This window comes from Cylindrospermopsis raciborskii Cr2010, from assembly GCF_003367075.2.
GTDB classification, from domain to species: domain Bacteria; phylum Cyanobacteriota; class Cyanobacteriia; order Cyanobacteriales; family Nostocaceae; genus Raphidiopsis; species Raphidiopsis raciborskii.
The window spans coordinates 3,562,311-3,580,455 of record NZ_CP065936.1 but is presented as its reverse complement, the minus strand read 5'-3'; the positions used below and the strand labels follow the sequence as shown (position 1 = coordinate 3,580,455).

Here is an 18,145-nt window from a genome sequence, read left to right as displayed (position 1 = left end):
ATTATCGAGGTAAATTATACATGACTTTTCTTATCCACAAAAGAGCAACTAAGTAGGGATGCATAATTAAATTTGTAGGATGGGTCGAGTAACGAGAACAGTGGTGTTGGGTTTCATAGTTCAATTCAACCTACGTTAAAGATAATGGTTCTACTGCTTATGTTCATATTACTGGTAAAGGTAACAAACAACGCACTTTAATTATTCCTCCTTTACTATGGGCATCTTTAAAGTCGCATAAAACTACTAATTGGTGCTGTGTTATGTAAGCAATCAACAATTAATTCACAAACATCATTAAGTGTTGATATTTCATTCTTTTTCATATCCCTAATTCCTCAAGCATTTTCTAACGATTCCCCTTTCAAATAACGTTCCAGTGCATCCGTCACCAAGTTATTAAGATTTACCCCCCGTTGTTGAGCAAATAACGCCGCTTGACGATGAAGTTGGCTACCTACACGCACATTAAAACTGCCCTTAAATGGCTTCTCAGGCTCAATACCTTTTTCTTCACAAAGAGCCAAATAATCATCAATTGCTTCCTCAAAACTAGCCCTGAGACTAGCCACATCTTCCCCTTCAAAACTAATTAAACTGCGGATATATTCCACCTGTCCGTAGAAGATTTTATCATCATCACTATAGTGAATAGACCCGAAATAATCCTTGTATTGCATCATGTTATTCATAGCAATTCTTCCTCTTGGAGAATCTCGATAATCTGTTCAATCTGATATCGTTTGAGAATATTTTGAGGATGGGGTTTGTGTAACGTAATAATCACTCCCGCATCATTGAGAAAACGCCGCCGAGAACCTCCCGTTTTACCTGTGCTGACTTCCTCAAACCCAAACCCCGAAAGCAAGCTGAGTAACTCCTCCCAGGTGAAATCCTTGGGAATGCTAAGAAACCGCTTAATTAATTTCTCCCTGCGGGTCATGAGAACTCCCGACTGCTTACTTCCATTATCTGTCCTCAACGATTTTTTGCAACTAAAATTAAAATTAGTTACATTATCACATTAAACCGATTACCGATTTTAAATACCCAACTCCTCAATTGACAAATTCTTTCTGCAACCCCTGAAAACCCAAATCTCCCTCTATTACCACTTCATCAGGAATGTATTGCACGATCTCTGATTCCTCGAGTAACCTTTTGTCATGCACTTTACCTGCTCTGGTTTTCGTCAGAATAATCACTCGTTTCTCCCTTGTGCTGACTGTAATCTGCTTGCACGTATGCCGCTTTTTCTTGCCAGAGTAATACTCCTTTTGGCGTTCTCGGTTTTGAGGACGTTGCACTGGACGTTCCGTACCATCCACAATCACCTCTTTCACACCTGGAAACCGTTTTTGTGAATTCTGCCATGCTCCTGAGTTTGCGTGCTGGCAAAACTTGCTTTTCTCCTAAAGTGGTTTCTAGCACCCACAGCAGTCGATGCACCCAATCGTGAGCACAGGAGCGGTCAAAGTTGAACAACACACTCAGCAAGTCAAACGTCGGATAACATTTGCAGTACAGTAAGATATAAAATAGTTTCTCCAGTTCTCAATGTGGGCTTGCGTCCGCCCCCGGGCGCACGTTTACGGTTTGCTAAGGAGTTGAACACGGTGCGTTAATATGTATCAGCAAACTGAGATAACAGCTCGTTGAATGCTTGACGGTTGAGTCTAGTCATTGCTCGTAGCAGTCGCTCTTGATTCAGGATGCGGTCTAAGTCCAACATTGATATCACCCTACTTGTCTGCTTGACTATTATACCTTATTTTCCAACAACTCTATTTATATAGAGCATAATTTTAAGCAGCACGCGGGTAATGCTGATTCAAAAACTTGTTTTTTTATCAAGTCTTCTATTCTCTTACTATAATCACTCTGGAGGAACCTGTTTTCCTAAAAGTTATCTGTGTCCATTTGTTACATAGTAGCAGGACTCCTAACACGTCCCACATTCTTATCTCCTTTTATGGGATTCTCAGGCGATCGCACTTTAGTTTATTCTCAATGGTAGGCGCGATCGCACTTCTCAAGGAAAAACAGTTGAATCTGTTTTTATTAATTGGCGTGCGATGGCAGTTCAGCATTTTCTGAGAGGAATATTGTTGAATCTATATTTGGTAACAAGTAATGAGATTTGTATTTAAATGCCTACTATTTTTTATAAAAGTAAATAAATGAAGAAGTTTTTTGTATGTAATTATATTGCCATACAGGCAGTTAGTTATGTCTTTTCATGGGAAAATAGTAAATCTATAAGTTTTTAATAAAGTAAATGTATTTATAGGAAAGTAGTGAAGGAGGAGATAGATAGAGAGAATAAAAAATACAGAAAAAGTACGGATAGAGGATAAGAGGGACTGAATGTAAAATAACATCAATTATCAGTTATTCATTTGGGAGGTTTTTTTATTGTCTACTATCACTGTTTTGTCTAATCCTTCTACTACATCTACTAAAGAAGATGCTATCACTAATGCTATAAATCAATGGTTATATGGTAAATCTAATCGCTCTAAAAGAAATTATACTAGAGTTATTCGTAGTTACATATCTTATTTAGGTGATATTCATATAGCTAATTCTACAGCTGCTCATTTTAGAGATTACCAGGAATATCTCTATCAATCTGGTAAAACTATTAATACTATTAACACTTACACCAATATAATAAAATCCTTCTTTACTTTTCTTAGAGATGAAAGTGTACTTCCAGTTCGCACTGCTTCTAAAAGAATTGGTATCAGCGCCAGTCCCCAGGTAGGGGTTAATTTCAACAATTATGGTTAATCCCCTGGGTATCTCCCATAGAAATTGCTTCACGATCTCCCGTAGGGAGTGTAATGCGATCTCCCGTAGGGAGTGCTTCGCAATCGCCCATTCCCACTTCCATTCCCACAAGCTTTGATAGAATAAAAATAAATCGAGCAAAGGTAACTTTTATGGCAACCCTACTCAGTGAAAGTAAATCACAGACGGGACTGGTTATCTCATGGGAAGCGTTACCCGATGATTTTCAACTAGAGGATGAACCAGTGGACAATATAGGACAACCACTTTTAGCAGGTGCTTTATGTGAAAGTTTAGAAATCAGTGGTTTTATTCAACCACAGATGTTAATTGCTGCTAATTTTGCTTTATGTGCCACATTAAATGCTCAATTTATCGCTAAAGCACCAGATTGGCTATATATACCTTCAGTTAAAGAAATATTGCCAGGACGCAAAAGCTATACACCCCATTTAGAAGGGGATATACCGGCTTTGGTTATGGAATTTTTGTCAGATAAAGAAGGCGGAGAATACTCATTTAAACGTACCTATCCGCCAGGAAAATGGTTTTTTTATGAACAGATTTTGCAAGTTCCTATTTATATAATTTTTGATCCAGATGGAAGATTATTAGAATATTATCAACTGGAAGATGAACGTTATGAATTAAAGCAACCAGACGAAAATGGTCGTCATTGGATTAAGTCAATGGGACTATTTTTAGGAACTTGGCAAGGTACAAAAGAAGGACGTACTGGCTATTGGTTGCGATGGTGGGATAAAACAGGTAATTTGTTACCTTGGGCTTTAGAACTGATTGAACAGGAACGCCAACGAGCAGAACAGGAACGTCAGGAAAAAGAAAGGTTAATAGCTTACTTGCGATCGCAAGGAGTTGACCCTAATAGTTTACCTAATCATGCCAAGTAAATTGGCTATGTAAATGTAGGCGGAACTTATCTAACATTTTGTCATCCCATTCATTAGGAACAGATACAAGAGAGTTGTTGAAAAATAAGGGATAATAATCAAGCAGACAAGTAGGGTGATATTAATGAAGTTGCGGGGAATTATTAAATGCGATCTCCCAAAGGGAGTGCTTTGCAATCACATTTATATCCCGTTTTCTCAACCCAATCGACAAAACCAGTCGGTTTTCAACCGACTTGCGCTTTGAGACCGGGAATTGATTCCCGGTCTCCCCCACAGACAGTCTCCAGGTTGCGAGTCCTTCGCGATCTCCCAAAGGGAGTGCTGCGCAATCCCCCTCCAAGTATCCCTACCCCCTTGAAATAACTGATTCATCCTTTGACGGTAAACGTTTTCCGTCAATCTTTTACCAACCGGGAACGGAACATGAAACGTGCCTAGAGGAGAGCGTGCCTTGCGATCGCCCGTCGGGGGTGTAATGCAATCTCCCCTCAACACATTCAGATTTTTCCCTTGAGAAGGAACCGGGGGGATTCCTGAATGCGAGATCCCGTGGGGAGTGCTTCGCGATCGCCTATAAAAAGTACAATGCGATCTCACCTCTTACATAAAGTATTGCACTGAGATTTGGACAAAAAGCGATCGCCTTTCACCTCCTTGCTTAAATTAGTCAAAGAGCTGGCAAATAGACGGGAACTTATTAATTGCTCTGCTGCATAAGCGGTAGCTATTTCTGATAGCGCTGTATCTACCTCCCTTCTGGTTCTTTCCCCTTTTTTGGCAATGAACTTCAGTATGGCCTCTTTTATCGCTGTAATGCTTGTTATTTCACTGTCCTCCCTTAAACTACTCGCGATCGCCTTTAGTTCATCCTGGGGGAGGATAAAACCCAGGTCTTTAGCTACAGTAGATATGGTTTGCTTTTCTGCTAAGGTAATTTCCTTATTTTGTGGTAGCTCTGGAGGCTCGTCATTCTTCTTGCCCAACCATCCTCAAGGTGGGATTGGCAAGGGACACTGCACCAATTTCTCTAATCTTTTCTTTGAGGTAGATGACCTCCCCCTAGACCAACAGTTCCAATAATCCAACCCCCGAAGATCAATGAGATCGCCTGATTACGAAACCAAAAAAAGTTGCTAAAATTAGGTTAAATCCCCCTGAGCTGAGGGGAAAACCCCCTCTTACCAACCGTGTCCCAACCTTCAACTACCACCCAAAATGTAACCCCCCCTAGGGAACCTTTCAACCTACCAGACCATACCCAGTTACCGGACTCCGATGACGATTTTGTGAAAAATTTCCAAGAACACCCGCAAAGCATAATATTAACCACATCAATTGAACCATTACTGAAAAAAATCCATCCCAACGGAGACTATTGTATAGGACAGGATAGTGGCATATATTGGCGATTCACAGAACCTCCAGAAAAAGGGGTAGAAGCACCAGACTGGTTCTATGTTCCCGGAGTGCCATCCAGATTAAATGGGCAATTGAGAAGGTCATACGTGCTATGGAAGGAAAAAGTACCTCCCTTCATAGTGATAGAATTCGCGTCTAAAAATGGAAAGGAGGAAAAAGACAGTTCCCCTCCACCAGAAGGGGATGAAATAGATCCAGAAACCGGGAAACCAAAAAAAGCGGGGAAGTTTTGGGTGTACGAACAAGCGGTAAAGATACCATATTATGCCATATTTAATGGTTTTAAGGGTACACTAGAGGTATATCATTTAGAGAGAAAAAGATACAAAGAAATAAAGGCGAATAGGCGAGGACACTATGCCATACCGGAGATGGGTATAGAATTGGGAATACTGTATGACAACCAGAAACCACCCACACCGTGGTTAAGATGGTGGGATAATAAGGGGAATCTCTTATTGACAGGAAATGAGCTTGCGGAACAAGCGGAAGTTATCGCTATTCGTGAGCGTCTGGCTAAAGAGCAAGCAGAAACTATCGCGTCTCAAGAGCGTCTGGCTAGAGAGCAAGCAGAAACTATCGCATATCAAGAGCGTCTCGCTAAAGAGCGAGCAGAAACTATCGCATATCAAGAGCGTCTCGCTAAAGAACAGGAACGCCAACAAAAAGAAAAACTAGCTGCTTATCTACGCTCCCTTGGCATTGACCCGGAGAAAATATAAAACAATATAAATAAAATATAATGTTCGATTGATGCGATCGCCCTCTCTTAAAAACGAGCGATCGCCTGAAAGACTGGGTAACTTAACTGAAGTTGTTCACTTACAGGTAAGTCAGGTATATACTCCTCAACCCGCGTAACCTCCCAGTCACCAGTTCTACAATGTGTACTTGCACCTGAAAATTGAGGATCTATACATTCCTCAGTTCTATGAAACTCTTTTAGTCTGTAACCAGGATTGGGAATTGATTTTTTAGAGCCGTCATAATGTTCAGCGAGAATGTTAGTACAAGCTCCACTGTGAGCTAATAGCATCTTCTCTCCAGTTTTCTAGTTGTCCTTTCTCAGCTTTAAAACTGCAACAGTTTGGGAACGACAAAATCGGGCAACATCTCAATAAACTAGAGTGAGTCTAATTAACCTTTAGCAAAAGACTTAATGGACATGATATAACAATTATGGGTAAGATGTCACATAACTAAAAAACCCTAAATATAGTTTTTAAAAACTTCCACCGTTGCCATTCCAGTTTTTTGCCAACTAAATTCACTTGCTCGCTTAATCCCCAATTTTGAAAGCTGTTTTCTACAATCAGAATCATAAATAATAGTTGTCATTGCTGTGGCTATTTCCTGTGGATCATAGGGATTAATTAGAATAGCCGCATCTCCTGTTACTTCTGGGAGAGAAGAAATATTAGAAGTAATAACAGGAGTACCACAGGCCATGGCTTCCAATACGGGTAACCCAAAACCTTCCCATAAACTGGGAAAGACTAAAGCCAGGGCTTGATTAATAATAATTGGTAATTCTTTATATGGTAAGTAATTAAGAAATTTAACTAAATGATCTATTCCCAATGTTTGAATTTGGGTTTGTAACAAGGGAGTGTAACGTTTATCTGTAGGGCCAACTAACCAGAGTTCATAATCATTTCTATGGGGTATGGTGGAGAATGCAACGATTAGACGCCGAAGATTTTTATATGGATGCTGACGACCAATATATAAAAAATAGTTACGAGTTGGGAGGTTAAGAAACTGGAAGTGGGAAGAGTCACAAGCTAAAGGAATAGGTGTTATTTTGCTACCGGGTACTTGATGAAATTCCATGATATCATCAGCAGTAGCTTGAGAATTACAAATAATATGTTGAGCTTGCTTAAAAACCTGGGGAGTATAGTAACGGTGATAGAGAGTCAGGGGAGAAAAGGGTTGAGGAAAACGTAGGGGTATCATGTCATGTCCCATGACAATGGAGTGACATTTAGTATAGATAGGTGCTTCAGGAATGGGAGAGAAGAGAAGTTGCGATTTCAGCTGGTGATAGATTTTTGGCAGTTGCAATTGGGTCCAAATTAGACGGTTTAAATGTCCTTTTATTCCCTGTGCAGGGGTGAGATTAGGGGGGACGGGGTAACAGTTAAAATTGGGGTAGTTTTTGGGTGTTAGTAGGGTCGGTTGGAGTGTTTTTAAATAGGGAATGAGGTTTAGAGCATAGTTACTAATACCAGTTGGCTGGGGGAGAATAACCGATAGGTTGATCAGTAATTGGGATGAATTTGGACGTGTGTTCATTCTGGAATTGATCACCTGTGTAAAATACTAAGCATGTACCGATATTATCATCAAAATTATTCAAAAATCCGAAATTACTGATTGTGAAACTGGGGGGTGCGGAATGTGGGATATAAACACTAACTCAAAATCACTAAAAAATCACTAACAGGTAAGTTAGGTATATATTCCTCAACCCGCGTAACATCCCAGTCAGTAGGTTCTACTCTTAGTAGCTCCCAAGGGTGCATTACAGGTATATGATTGCTCTCTTGGTATTGACCCCGATAAAATGTGAAATTCTCCCTATCCCTCTACAAATATGCAAGGAGAGGGTTCATATCATGCTTCTGATTTTTTTTAACAATTTTAGAAAATAGGACAGTACTCCTGTTCCAGGTTTCTTTTTTTCTTGAAATTCATCAGCTAGTCCAGAAGAATGACCACAGCTATATGGTGACAAGTATTTTGAATTATCTATTAAAGAGTTATAAAAATGAATACCAGCTGTTTTAATTAATGATTCTGTTTCTTGTGAAAATGATGGACCTGATTTGTAAATTGCAGCCAGCATTCGATAGGACATACCAAAAATTATTACTTTGTTCATAATATCTGAGCTTTTTCTACTTAGTAGAATTCCAAAATAATATAAATATATACCTAAGTAAGGAGGTATATTATATAGGTATTTAGATGTTGAACCTAGACTAATCTCCTCTATATTTCTCGTTATTAGTTCGGAGATTGTTATGTTATATTTTTCACTAATAGTCTTCTCAATTTTCTCCCTTTCAATTTCGGCTTTTTCGTCCATTGCAAGATTAACATACTCTTTAAATAGCCTCCATTGTGCACCTTCTTTAACAACTCCTTTTCCAGAGTCAGACAAATAATCAAGATAATTCATATATTCTGAAGGATCAGAAGTTTTCCTGACTAAAGAATTTATATCTGCTTTAGGACTGGCATAAACTACTAGGCGCTCATTATGTTTTTCGATTATATTATTCTTGAAACCTGCGGATTCAAGAATATCTTTGATTGCAGGAATTGACAATATAAAGTTATGAAAACCAGGGGATAGAGCTGCTAACATAAGACTAAGTGGTTCGTTCTCTTGGATAAATTCAGCAGATGGAGTCGTTAAAATAAGTATTCCGTTATCTTTCATGTTTTTTCTTATTGCAACAAGAAAGTTTTTTGGATCATCCACATGCTCAATTACTTCAGATGAAATGACAATATCAAAACATCCAATTGGATTATCACTTACGTCTAAATATTTATTTATAATGTTAGCACCGAGCAATTGTCTTCCAATGTCTCCATATTTTGCAGCTTCTAAGCCCAAAGCACTACCATAATTCCTACGTGACCAATAATCTACATTAAATCCGAATCCGCAACCTACTTCAAGCAAGCTTCCGTTTTTATCTTTGAGACGCGATAGTAGGTTTATTCCGTAATCAATACCGCAACCTACTAGTACATAATGGTTTGTAAAAAACTCATTGGCATCTTCATCATCTGTTAAGTAACCAATTAATTTGCTTTTCTCCCATAATAAAGAATGACAATTAGAACATTTTATACCTCTATTATCAATATAATTTTTATTAACAACTGCATCAAAAGTTTTAACTTCTAAAAAAGTTTCATCATTAGGGAATCCACATATTGGGCAAAAAATAGGATTTTCGGTTTTACCAAGACAAAATTTTAGACTTTGCATTATGAATTATTCCTCAATGGTTGTTGATCTAAGAATGGGTATCTTGATTATATGGAAGATTGAAAACAGAACCTGTACAGTCGGCATAACTTGCTACCGAAGCAGTTTTACGGTTGTTCCCCATCCGTTTAAAGTTGCGACCCCATGCTTACCATTCCTATTACCATAACATTGATCTAGTCAACATGACAAGTTGGTTTTCCAGGGGGGAACCCCCCAACCTACCAGATCATGCTCAATTACCCGATTATGATGACAACTTTGTGAAGAACTTCCGAGAACACCTACAAAGCATAATATTAACCACATTCATTGAATCCATACTAGAAAAAATGTATCCCAACAGCTCTATTATATATGGCATTATAGTCGCATATGTCGGCGTTTCACAGAACCTGCGAAAAAAGGGTTATCAATTCTCTTTTTTGTTACTAAACTTTACTTTGTCACACCATGTCCCTATTAATGCTATTGATTCTCATTAAGCTCCCTAATTTTTGAATTGATTTTAGTTATTATGTACTACATTAGGATCCTGTTTTATCTGTCACAGCTTAGGGTGCGGAATGTGGGTTTTATTCCCTGTGCAGGGGTGAGATTAGGGGGGACGGGGTAACAGTTAAAATTGGGGTAGTTTTTGGGTGTTAGTAGGGTCGGTTGGAGTGTTTTTAAATAGGGAATGAGGTTTAGAGCATAGTTACTAATACCAGTTGGGAGAATAACCGATAGGTTGATCAGTAATTGCTGAGATGACGAATTTGGAGGTGTTTTCATTCCCTGTATAAGGATTTTCTTTGATAATGATTCGAAACATAATCCAGTATGCCACAAATTTTGCCCAAAGCCGCTTTTGGTCTTATAAGTAGCCCCATGATTGCCTTAATTATTTGTTGAAATAATCTAATGTAAAATATTAACTTATCTGTGTATTTATCTATCGTTAATAAGTAACTATAGGTACTATATCTAATCTTTCTAAATACATTTCTGTTAGTAACTGATGATGGTTGATGTATGACACTTAATTGTTTAGTTATTGCTATTAAATGTCCCTGATCAGCATAGCGCATACAAAAATCAAAATCCTCATAATATAAGAAGTAGGCATCATCAAATAAAGGACATTCAGAGAAGTTACGCAAATTAATTATTAAACTGCATCCAGAAACCCAATCGCAATTGACATAGTCTATGGCATCATTTGTCAATACATTTACCTCTAAAATCGCACCAGTTGCAGGTGTAAAAATGCCACCAGCAAACCAAATTTTTCCAGCAGGTGTATAAATAATAGTGCCTATTATAGATAATTTTGGATATGACTGTAAGAATGTTCTAGCTCTCTCTAAAGTATTGTCTGTAAAATAAGCATCGGGATTAATTATCCAAATTGTTGCCTCTTTATCCTGGGTATAAACCCACTCTAAACCTACATTACAAGCAGAACCAAAACCGAGATTTTTGTCAGCATCAATAATCAAAGTTGAGGGACTATTAAGGCTATAAATTGACTCGTCATCACTTGAGTTATTGACAATAATTATTTGGTAGTCAAGATTTGCATTATTAGAGATAGAGTCGATTAACTTCTTGATAAGATTGGCACAGTAATAATTAACAGTTATAAAATAAATCATCTTTAGTTAGTTTAATAAAGTTGAATATCAAATAAAATTGGATCACTTTTTTACCTTTTCATGTACAGATACAGGACACTGAAGAGCAGAGTAGTATTTATAGCATGCAATCCTAGTATAATTTCATGGTATTTCCAAGTTTATAAGTGGGAAAGAGACTGGAGAAAAATTTCTTTTGCTTTTGAGTTCTTAATACATTTTGTAAAAATGCACATGCAATAGTGCATCGAGATCAAATTCTCAGTATTTTTTTGAATCAAATCCCTTTTTAAAACTGGACAACCTGCAACCAAAAGCAAAGGCCATAACCTATGTGAAGGGTTCATCTCATGAAAATTTACTTGAAAAAACTCATTAAACAACTGTGGAATCAATTCTATCAAACACTGATTTGGAATACCTGACAGACTAATAAAAAAACTCTCAATGTTTTCCTTGGCGACCAACTCCATGATAGGGTACACTGACTTCAACTGATACCCATTATTTAGTAACAATTGTGATAAGCCAATTTCCCCCTTCTCTATCGAGAACAAACGGGAGTTTATGATAGGATAATCATGCCAATACTTGAGAAAGAGTTTAGATTGAAGCACAGTTTTGTTGAACTTCAAAAAATAAGATTGCAGGTGGTAGGCTATTTGCCAAGACTCTGTAAGACCTATCATATCAGTCTTAGTATCATCAATGAACTGAGATTGGAAACGAGTACTTTTGAGATTATCTCCTAACAAGACTACACTATCGTTGATCAGGTACAACTGAGAACAAGAGCTAAATAAAGATTGTTTATTCAGGAAAGCAATACCATCTTTCCACGCACCGAAGTCTCGTCCTATATTTCTTCTGATTATTAAAGCTGATAGGTTTTTTTCTACCCACTCTTTTGACTCATCAGACAACTTTGTCGTCAAAAATATAACGTCTATACCTTGTAACTGAAAAAACAAACAAAGTTCTTTGACTTGGTCTAAAATCAACCCATGCTTATTATAGTGACAAAAAAGAACACACGAATTAAATCCGTGGTTATTGCCATGATAAATGAATTCTGTGATAATTGCGGACTCCGTTGAGGAGAACTTGATCTTTAGTGGAATCAGAATTTGCCTTTCAAGTATTGTAGAGCAATATTTAATGACTTTTTTGATCCTTCCAATAGTAATGCGCATAAAATTAGATGAGATGTTTTACCAGTAGATTAACAGTATCAAGACTCATAAATTCCTGAAGGGCCTTCTCCCAGGTTGGCAAACTTATGCAAGTTTTGCTTTCCAGCTTTTGGGAATCAAGAAGACACATTTGGGGACGTTTTACCTTAGAAGAATAAGCTCCACAACTTATGGGAAGAATTGACTTATTTTCAAGTTTTATAGATCTGATAACCATTTTTGCAAAATCAAACCATGAAGTATTACCTTTGGGAGTTAAGTTATAGACACCTTTCATTTGGGAGATTTGATTGTTGTAAATCAATTTAGTTATAGATTTAGACACTAGATTTACGGGAGTTGGGGCTACAACAATATCATTTACTACATCTACAGTGTTCTGTTTCGCTAGACGCTCCAAGAAAGATGTAAAGAAGTTTTTTCTTACATACGAATAGATGCCAGAAATTCTAAATATGACCGTGTTATCACAAAAACTCTCTAACAAAACCTTGTCAGCATGAGCTTTAGTCCATCCGTAGTAGTTAATTGGACATAATTTATCTTCTTCTGTGTAAGGATCAGTTTTTAGACCATTAAACACATTATCAGACGAGAAGTGAACTAGCTGGATAGATAATCGATAACAAATCTCAGCAAGACGATGGGGAAAAATACAGTTGAGGAAAAAACCCTTATTCTTATCATTTTCTATAGCATCAATGTTTGTAAAGCCGACAGCATTGATGACGATGTCTGGTCGCAATCCAACAATCCTACTTTCCAATTGTTCCAAATTAAAGTATAGGTCTAGGTCACAAGATGACAAAGGAATTAAATGAAATTGCGAAAAGCAGGATAAGTCTGAAAGCAATTGACTCCCAATAATTCCAGTACTTCCTAGTATGACAACATTCATAAAATTTGTTTCCTAAAATATTTTACCAATCACTAAAGATACCGTAAGAGAAGTTAAAACTCGATATGGTATCCCCTGTAGGCGGCCAATTAAAAAGTCATTAAGTCAAAATAACCACCTATTTTAAATTCCATCCCGGTGTTAATAGACTTCCCGCCCAAATTTTCACTATAATTTTTGTAAGGTATAACTCTGAAATCAAAGCTAACATGGGTTGTACCTTCCAAATTCAGTTCATTACCATGGGTGCATCTTGTATGATCAAAATGAAGTATTTCTCCATATTTAACACTCTGGGGTTGGAAATCTCCCTTAGAGGATTCAGACTCAACATACAAGGATTTAGAACCGTACATGTCAGTGAAAGGAAGCAAAAAATTAAGCTCTTCATGTGGATGTCCATACCAGCCATCTCGATGATACTCACCTACCCATACATTGTTGGGAAACCCAACTCTGAAAGTAGGTACTTTTTGGTAGACCAGATCATCCCTAAGATAGGGATAAATAACAGCTCTCAAAAACTCTAGATATAGGTCTTTAAGAACAATGCCGAATGCATCATAAAACTGACGATGGAAAACAGTCACTTGATCACTTTCACGGGTAAACCGAGGGTAGTTCTTCAGCTCATGAAGTCTTTCTAGTGGGTAACCAAACAGTTCTTCAAGAATACTAGCAAAAGGAAAAGTGTTTACATCGTAGCTTATTATGTCTAAATGCTTAATCAATGACACCATTTAAGTCTCCAAATTACCTCTATTATGTCTACAAAATTTTTCAAGCTCACAGCAAATCCATAAATTTATGACGCCACAGATGAAAACAAGTCCATCCAAATGACAAAATAATCATTCCACTCAACAATGCACCCCATATCAACCCTAAATCTGGAGGTGAACCGGACAATGTAATCTGCCGCAAGCTCTCAATAATTGGTGATAGGGGATTTAAACCAAGAAAAGGTCTAACCTGTGGTGGCACAATAGCTGCTGGATAAAACACCGGGCTACTGATCCAAAGCACAAACACGACCAACTCATAAAAGTAGGGTAAATCCCTGAAGAACACATACAGTGCACTAACCAAAAATCCAACCCCCGTACAAACTAAAACTAGAGCTAAAAATGGAAACATCAGTGCCGCCACATTCACCATACTCTTGGCATTGATCAAAGTCATTACTGCCAATAGGGGAAATGTACTAACAGAAAATTGAAACACATTCGATGCTACCATAGAAACGGGAAAAATACTAACCGGTAACTGAATCTTATTCAATAATGTCCCATTACCCACTACACTCACCAAGCACTGGGTCGTGGATGCTGAAAAGAAATTTATCACCACCAGTCCCGTAAATGCCGCCAGCACGTAATTGGTGATGGAATTATTATAGTAGGCAGAAAAAGTAGCACCGAAAATCGCTGTGTATAGACTCGTCATGATTAATGGGTTAAGCAATGACCAATAAACACCCAAAATTGAACCCCGATATCTTACCTTTAAAGTCCGCACCACCAAAACATATAGAATTTCCCAAAAGCGTTGTAATTGCCAGTTGAGATTGGGTTTGGGCTGTTTTTCTTTTATAGATATGGTCATAGTCTAAAACCTGTCCAGGTGAGATACAGATACCGATAGGTACCGTACCATAATTTTTTCAAGTCAACACAAAATTTTAACTAGACAGGGCGATCGCACATAAAAATTAATAAAACAATCCAACCTAGCTGCTACAATCCCAAAGGAAGTCGTCTACCCTTTTGCAAATACTACTTAATAAGTCCGGACTATTAACATCAAAATATTCTAAATTGGAAGACTGTCTAAACCAAGTTCGCTGGCGCTTGGCAAATTGCCTGGTGTGTAAAGCAATTAAATCTATTGCCGCTTCTAAACTAATCTCCCCAGCTAAATATTGCTTAGTCTCTACGTATCCCAATGTATTTAATAAAGGTAAATCCACACCATACCTTTGACATAGATACTCCACCTCCTCTAGCAAACCATCTTTAATCATTTGCTTTGTCCTCCCATAAATTCTCAAATCCAAAACATCTGGTTCACAATCTAAATAAAGTTGTAAAATTGGGTAGGTGGGTGGTCTCTCTCCCTGCTGTTCAGATATGGGAAAACCTGTGACATAATACACCTCTAACGCCCTTAAAGTCCTGACTAAATCATGGGAGTGAATTTTTCTTGCAGCAACTGCATCAACCTGTTGCAACATCTGATAAAGTTGATGTTGACCTAATGACTCCAATTGGGAGCGCAATTGGGGATGTGGAGATACTCTGGGAATTTTCATGCCTTGGACAATAGCCCGAATATATAAACCTGTACCACCAACTAAAAATAATGGTGAAACTGGCAAATTATCAATTAACCGTTGGGCCTGTTCTTGATAATCTGCTACTGTTAAGGTTTCTGTTGGTTCACATATATCTATGAGATAATGGGGCACTAACCCCCGTTCTTCCTCCGTTGGCTTGGCTGTTCCAATATTAAATTCACGGTACACCTGACGGGAATCAGCACCTAGAATGACACAACCAAGTCTTTGTGCTAAACTCACCCCCAGTCCAGATTTCCCCGTTGCTGTTGCACCACAAATCACTATGAGCTTAACAGCCCTATCTAACCTAATTGATTGATCCATCTTGATTTACTCATTTACCTCATCCCCCCCTCTCATATCAATTTATCACTAAATGGTGCTAAACACGACACCAAGGCTTTAGTGCTATAATTCTGGGGTGATTTTACTTTTTTATGTTTCTAGCGAATTAACGCCCTTTAAATCAGGAGAATTTTCATGACGAGCAGTTACAGTGCCGATCAGATTCAAGTTCTGGAAGGTCTGGAAGCCGTCCGCAAACGACCGGGTATGTATATTGGCTCTACCGGACCGCGAGGACTGCACCATCTAGTTTATGAGGTAGTTGATAACTCTGTTGATGAGGCTTTGGCGGGTTACTGTACCCATGTAGATGTAGAACTCAATGCTGATGGTTCCTGTACGGTGACTGATGATGGTCGAGGTATTCCCACTGATATTCACCCTAAAACCGGTAAGTCCGCTCTGGAAACTGTGTTAACTGTACTCCACGCTGGTGGTAAATTTGGAGGCGGTGGTTACAAGGTTTCTGGGGGTTTACACGGTGTGGGTGTGTCTGTGGTTAATGCTCTATCGGAAGTAGTTGATATTACGGTTTGGCGAGAGCATAAGGTTCATACTCAACGTTATGAACGAGGTGCACCTACAACTGAATTGCAGGTAGAACCAGACCAACATTCCCGTACTGGCACATCCGTAAAGTTTAAACCAGATGTCCAAATTTTTACTACTGGTATTGAATTTGATTATATTACTCTGGCCGGTCGTCTCCGAGAGTTGGCTTATCTCAATGCAGGGGTGAAAATTAGTTTTACTGATCATCGTTTGGAACTCCTCAAAACTGATACCCCTAAAGTAGAAACTTATGAGTATAAGGGGGGAATTAAGGAATATGTATCCTACATAAATCGAGATAAGCAGGCTTTACATGAGGAAATTATCTACGTCCAAGGTGAGCGCAATAATGTTCAAGTGGAGGTGGCTTTACAATGGTGTACAGATGCTTATACTGATAATGTTTTAGGTTTTGCTAACAATATTCGCACTATTGATGGTGGTACTCATTTAGAAGGTTTAAAGACTGTTCTCACAAGAACTTTGAATTCTATCGCCCGCAAACGCAATAAAATTAAGGAGAGTGAATCCAATCTCAGTGGGGAACATGTGAGGGAAGGTTTAACCGCAGTTATTTCCGTGAAGGTTCCTGATCCGGAGTTTGAGGGACAAACCAAAACCAAGTTGGGTAATACGGAAGTGCGTGGCATTGTGGATTCTCTGGTGGGAGAAGTGCTGACGGAATATCTAGAATTTCACCCTGGTATTGCTGACTCTATTTTGGATAAGGCTATCCAGGCTTTTAAAGCCGCAGAAGCAGCTAGACATGCAAGGGAGCTGGTTCGGAGAAAGTCTGTTTTGGAATCTTCCCCTTTACCAGGTAAATTAGCTGATTGCAGTTCCCGCGACCCTGCTGAGTCGGAAATATTTATTGTGGAAGGGGATAGTGCGGGTGGTTGTTTTGTGGGGAATACTTTAGTTTCCCTCACGGATGGACGTAATCTTACTTTTACGGATTTGATAGCTGAACAAGCAGCAGGTAAACAAAACTATTGTTATACCATACAGGAAAATGGTGAGATAGGCACAGGAAAAATTCTTCATGTTCGCAGGACCAAAACCAATGCTCCAGTGGTCAGGGTAACTTTGGATAATGACCAGGTTTTGATTTGCACTCCTGACCATTTATTTATGTTGCGGGATGGAAATTACCAAGCTGCTGGTTTGCTCACTCCACAGGATTCTTTAATGCCCTATTATGACCAGTCTATACCTGCTGTAATTCGGAGTGCTGTCACCACCTATAACCACCGGGTGATAAGTGTGGAAAGTTTAGCCGAAAAATTTGATGTTTATGATTTAGAAGTTCCCCATACCCATAACTTTGCCTTAACAGCAGGAGTTTTTGTCCATAATAGTGCCAAACAAGGACGCGATCGCCGGACTCAGGCAATTTTGCCTCTACGGGGTAAAATTTTGAATATAGAAAAAACCGATGATGCGAAAATTTATAAAAATAATGAGGTACAATCATTAATTACGGCTTTAGGCCTAGGGGTGAAAGGTGAAGAGTTTGACGCTTCACAATTGCGGTATCATCGGGTAGTCATCATGACAGATGCGGACGTGGATGGGGCCCACATTCGTACCTTGCTGCTGACATTTTTCTATAGATACCAAAGATCATTAATTGAACAGGGATTCATCTACATTGCCTGTCCACCACTGTACAAAGTAGAGAGAGGAAAGAACTATCATTACTGTTACAGCGATCGAGAACTACAACAACACATCAGTACCTTACCAGGAAACGCTAATTACACAATTCAGCGATTCAAAGGGTTGGGTGAAATGATGCCAGAACAACTGTGGACTACCACCATGAACCCTGAAACCAGAACCCTGAAACAGGTGGAAATAGAGGATGCAGCAGAAGCTGACAGAATATTTACCATATTAATGGGCGATCGGGTTGCTCCTAGGAGGGAGTTTATTGAAACTTATGGTTCTAAGCTAAACCTAACAGACTTAGATATCTAGTCCTCCAAAGAAAGATAGCAACAGACAGAAATATCATCCTATACAATAGGAACAGTTTGTCAAGCTGCATAGGGTTGAAATTTCC

General features: G+C 38.6%; 17 protein-coding genes and 1 pseudogene. 4 read left to right on the top strand and 14 right to left on the bottom strand.

The window, feature by feature from the left end:
* Positions 1-338 precede the first annotated feature (338 nt).
* The 3 genes from C6N34_RS16115 to C6N34_RS16105 form a co-directional block, all read right to left on the bottom strand.
* Positions 339-692, bottom strand: coding sequence for a type II toxin-antitoxin system HicB family antitoxin (locus tag C6N34_RS16115; RefSeq protein ID WP_181884020.1), 354 nt, complete (start codon positions 690-692; stop codon positions 339-341).
* On the bottom strand, positions 689-943 hold the full coding sequence (locus C6N34_RS16110; RefSeq protein WP_057177966.1) for a type II toxin-antitoxin system HicA family toxin: 255 nt from the start codon (positions 941-943) through the stop codon (positions 689-691). Before C6N34_RS16110 ends, C6N34_RS16115 begins: the two co-directional genes overlap by 4 nt.
* Positions 944-1,058: 115 nt before the next feature.
* Positions 1,059-1,343, bottom strand: coding sequence for a transposase family protein (locus tag C6N34_RS16105; RefSeq protein ID WP_231922615.1), 285 nt, complete (start codon positions 1,341-1,343; stop codon positions 1,059-1,061).
* 1,072 nt (positions 1,344-2,415) lie between these two features.
* Between C6N34_RS16105 and C6N34_RS16095 the strand changes: the two genes are divergently transcribed.
* Positions 2,416-2,793 carry a phage integrase N-terminal SAM-like domain-containing protein gene (locus tag C6N34_RS16095; protein WP_181884021.1) on the top strand — a complete coding sequence of 126 codons (378 nt, stop codon included), beginning with the start codon at positions 2,416-2,418 and terminating at the stop codon, positions 2,791-2,793.
* A gap of 152 nt (positions 2,794-2,945) precedes the next feature.
* Positions 2,946-3,704 carry a Uma2 family endonuclease gene (locus C6N34_RS16090; RefSeq protein ID WP_236107227.1) on the top strand — a complete coding sequence of 253 codons (759 nt, stop codon included), beginning with the start codon at positions 2,946-2,948 and terminating at the stop codon, positions 3,702-3,704.
* 596 nt (positions 3,705-4,300) lie between these two features.
* On the opposite strand, the gene C6N34_RS16085 is transcribed toward C6N34_RS16090, so the two are convergent.
* Positions 4,301-4,690 (bottom strand): hypothetical protein, encoded by a 390-nt coding sequence (locus tag C6N34_RS16085; RefSeq protein WP_115538252.1) that lies wholly within the window; start codon positions 4,688-4,690, stop codon positions 4,301-4,303.
* A 204-nt stretch (positions 4,691-4,894) separates the two neighbouring features.
* Between C6N34_RS16085 and C6N34_RS16080 the strand changes: the two genes are divergently transcribed.
* On the top strand, positions 4,895-5,848 hold the full coding sequence (locus C6N34_RS16080) for a Uma2 family endonuclease (RefSeq protein ID WP_236107226.1): 954 nt from the start codon (positions 4,895-4,897) through the stop codon (positions 5,846-5,848).
* Positions 5,849-5,895: 47 nt separating this feature from the next.
* On the opposite strand, the gene C6N34_RS16075 is transcribed toward C6N34_RS16080, so the two are convergent.
* The 10 genes and pseudogenes from C6N34_RS16075 to miaA form a co-directional block, all read right to left on the bottom strand.
* Positions 5,896-6,162, bottom strand: coding sequence for a hypothetical protein (locus C6N34_RS16075; protein ID WP_115538250.1), 267 nt, complete (start codon positions 6,160-6,162; stop codon positions 5,896-5,898).
* Positions 6,163-6,335: 173 nt separating this feature from the next.
* Positions 6,336-7,424 (bottom strand): glycosyltransferase family 4 protein, encoded by a 1,089-nt coding sequence (locus C6N34_RS16070; RefSeq protein WP_115538249.1) that lies wholly within the window; start codon positions 7,422-7,424, stop codon positions 6,336-6,338.
* A 316-nt stretch (positions 7,425-7,740) separates the two neighbouring features.
* Complete coding sequence (locus C6N34_RS16065; RefSeq protein ID WP_115538248.1) at positions 7,741-9,138, bottom strand: class I SAM-dependent methyltransferase; 1,398 nt, start codon at positions 9,136-9,138, stop codon at positions 7,741-7,743.
* Positions 9,139-9,702: 564 nt separating this feature from the next.
* Positions 9,703-9,912 (bottom strand): annotated as a pseudogene (locus C6N34_RS16060) (glycosyltransferase family 1 protein); the annotation flags it as partial.
* Positions 9,909-10,775 (bottom strand): glycosyltransferase, encoded by an 867-nt coding sequence (locus C6N34_RS16055; protein ID WP_115538246.1) that lies wholly within the window; start codon positions 10,773-10,775, stop codon positions 9,909-9,911. The pseudogene C6N34_RS16060 and the gene C6N34_RS16055, both read right to left, overlap by 4 nt.
* Before the next feature lie 140 nt (positions 10,776-10,915).
* Positions 10,916-11,947, bottom strand: a complete 1,032-nt coding sequence (locus tag C6N34_RS16050) for a rhamnan synthesis F family protein (protein ID WP_115538245.1) — start codon at positions 11,945-11,947, stop codon at positions 10,916-10,918.
* Between the two features lie 4 nt (positions 11,948-11,951).
* Complete coding sequence (locus C6N34_RS16045) at positions 11,952-12,845, bottom strand: SDR family oxidoreductase (protein ID WP_115538244.1); 894 nt, start codon at positions 12,843-12,845, stop codon at positions 11,952-11,954.
* A gap of 89 nt (positions 12,846-12,934) precedes the next feature.
* Complete coding sequence (locus C6N34_RS16040) at positions 12,935-13,585, bottom strand: hypothetical protein (RefSeq protein ID WP_115538243.1); 651 nt, start codon at positions 13,583-13,585, stop codon at positions 12,935-12,937.
* A 46-nt stretch (positions 13,586-13,631) separates the two neighbouring features.
* Positions 13,632-14,450 (bottom strand): ABC transporter permease, encoded by an 819-nt coding sequence (locus tag C6N34_RS16035; RefSeq protein WP_115538242.1) that lies wholly within the window; start codon positions 14,448-14,450, stop codon positions 13,632-13,634.
* Positions 14,451-14,574: 124 nt separating this feature from the next.
* On the bottom strand, positions 14,575-15,507 hold the full coding sequence (gene miaA / locus C6N34_RS16030) for a tRNA (adenosine(37)-N6)-dimethylallyltransferase MiaA (RefSeq protein WP_115538241.1): 933 nt from the start codon (positions 15,505-15,507) through the stop codon (positions 14,575-14,577).
* A gap of 156 nt (positions 15,508-15,663) precedes the next feature.
* Here miaA and gyrB point away from each other — a divergent pair, with 156 nt between their 5' ends.
* Positions 15,664-18,060: a DNA topoisomerase (ATP-hydrolyzing) subunit B gene (gene gyrB / locus C6N34_RS16025; RefSeq protein WP_115538240.1), complete on the top strand. Its 2,397-nt coding sequence runs from the start codon at positions 15,664-15,666 to the stop codon at positions 18,058-18,060.
* The last annotated feature ends 85 nt before the right edge of the window (positions 18,061-18,145 follow it).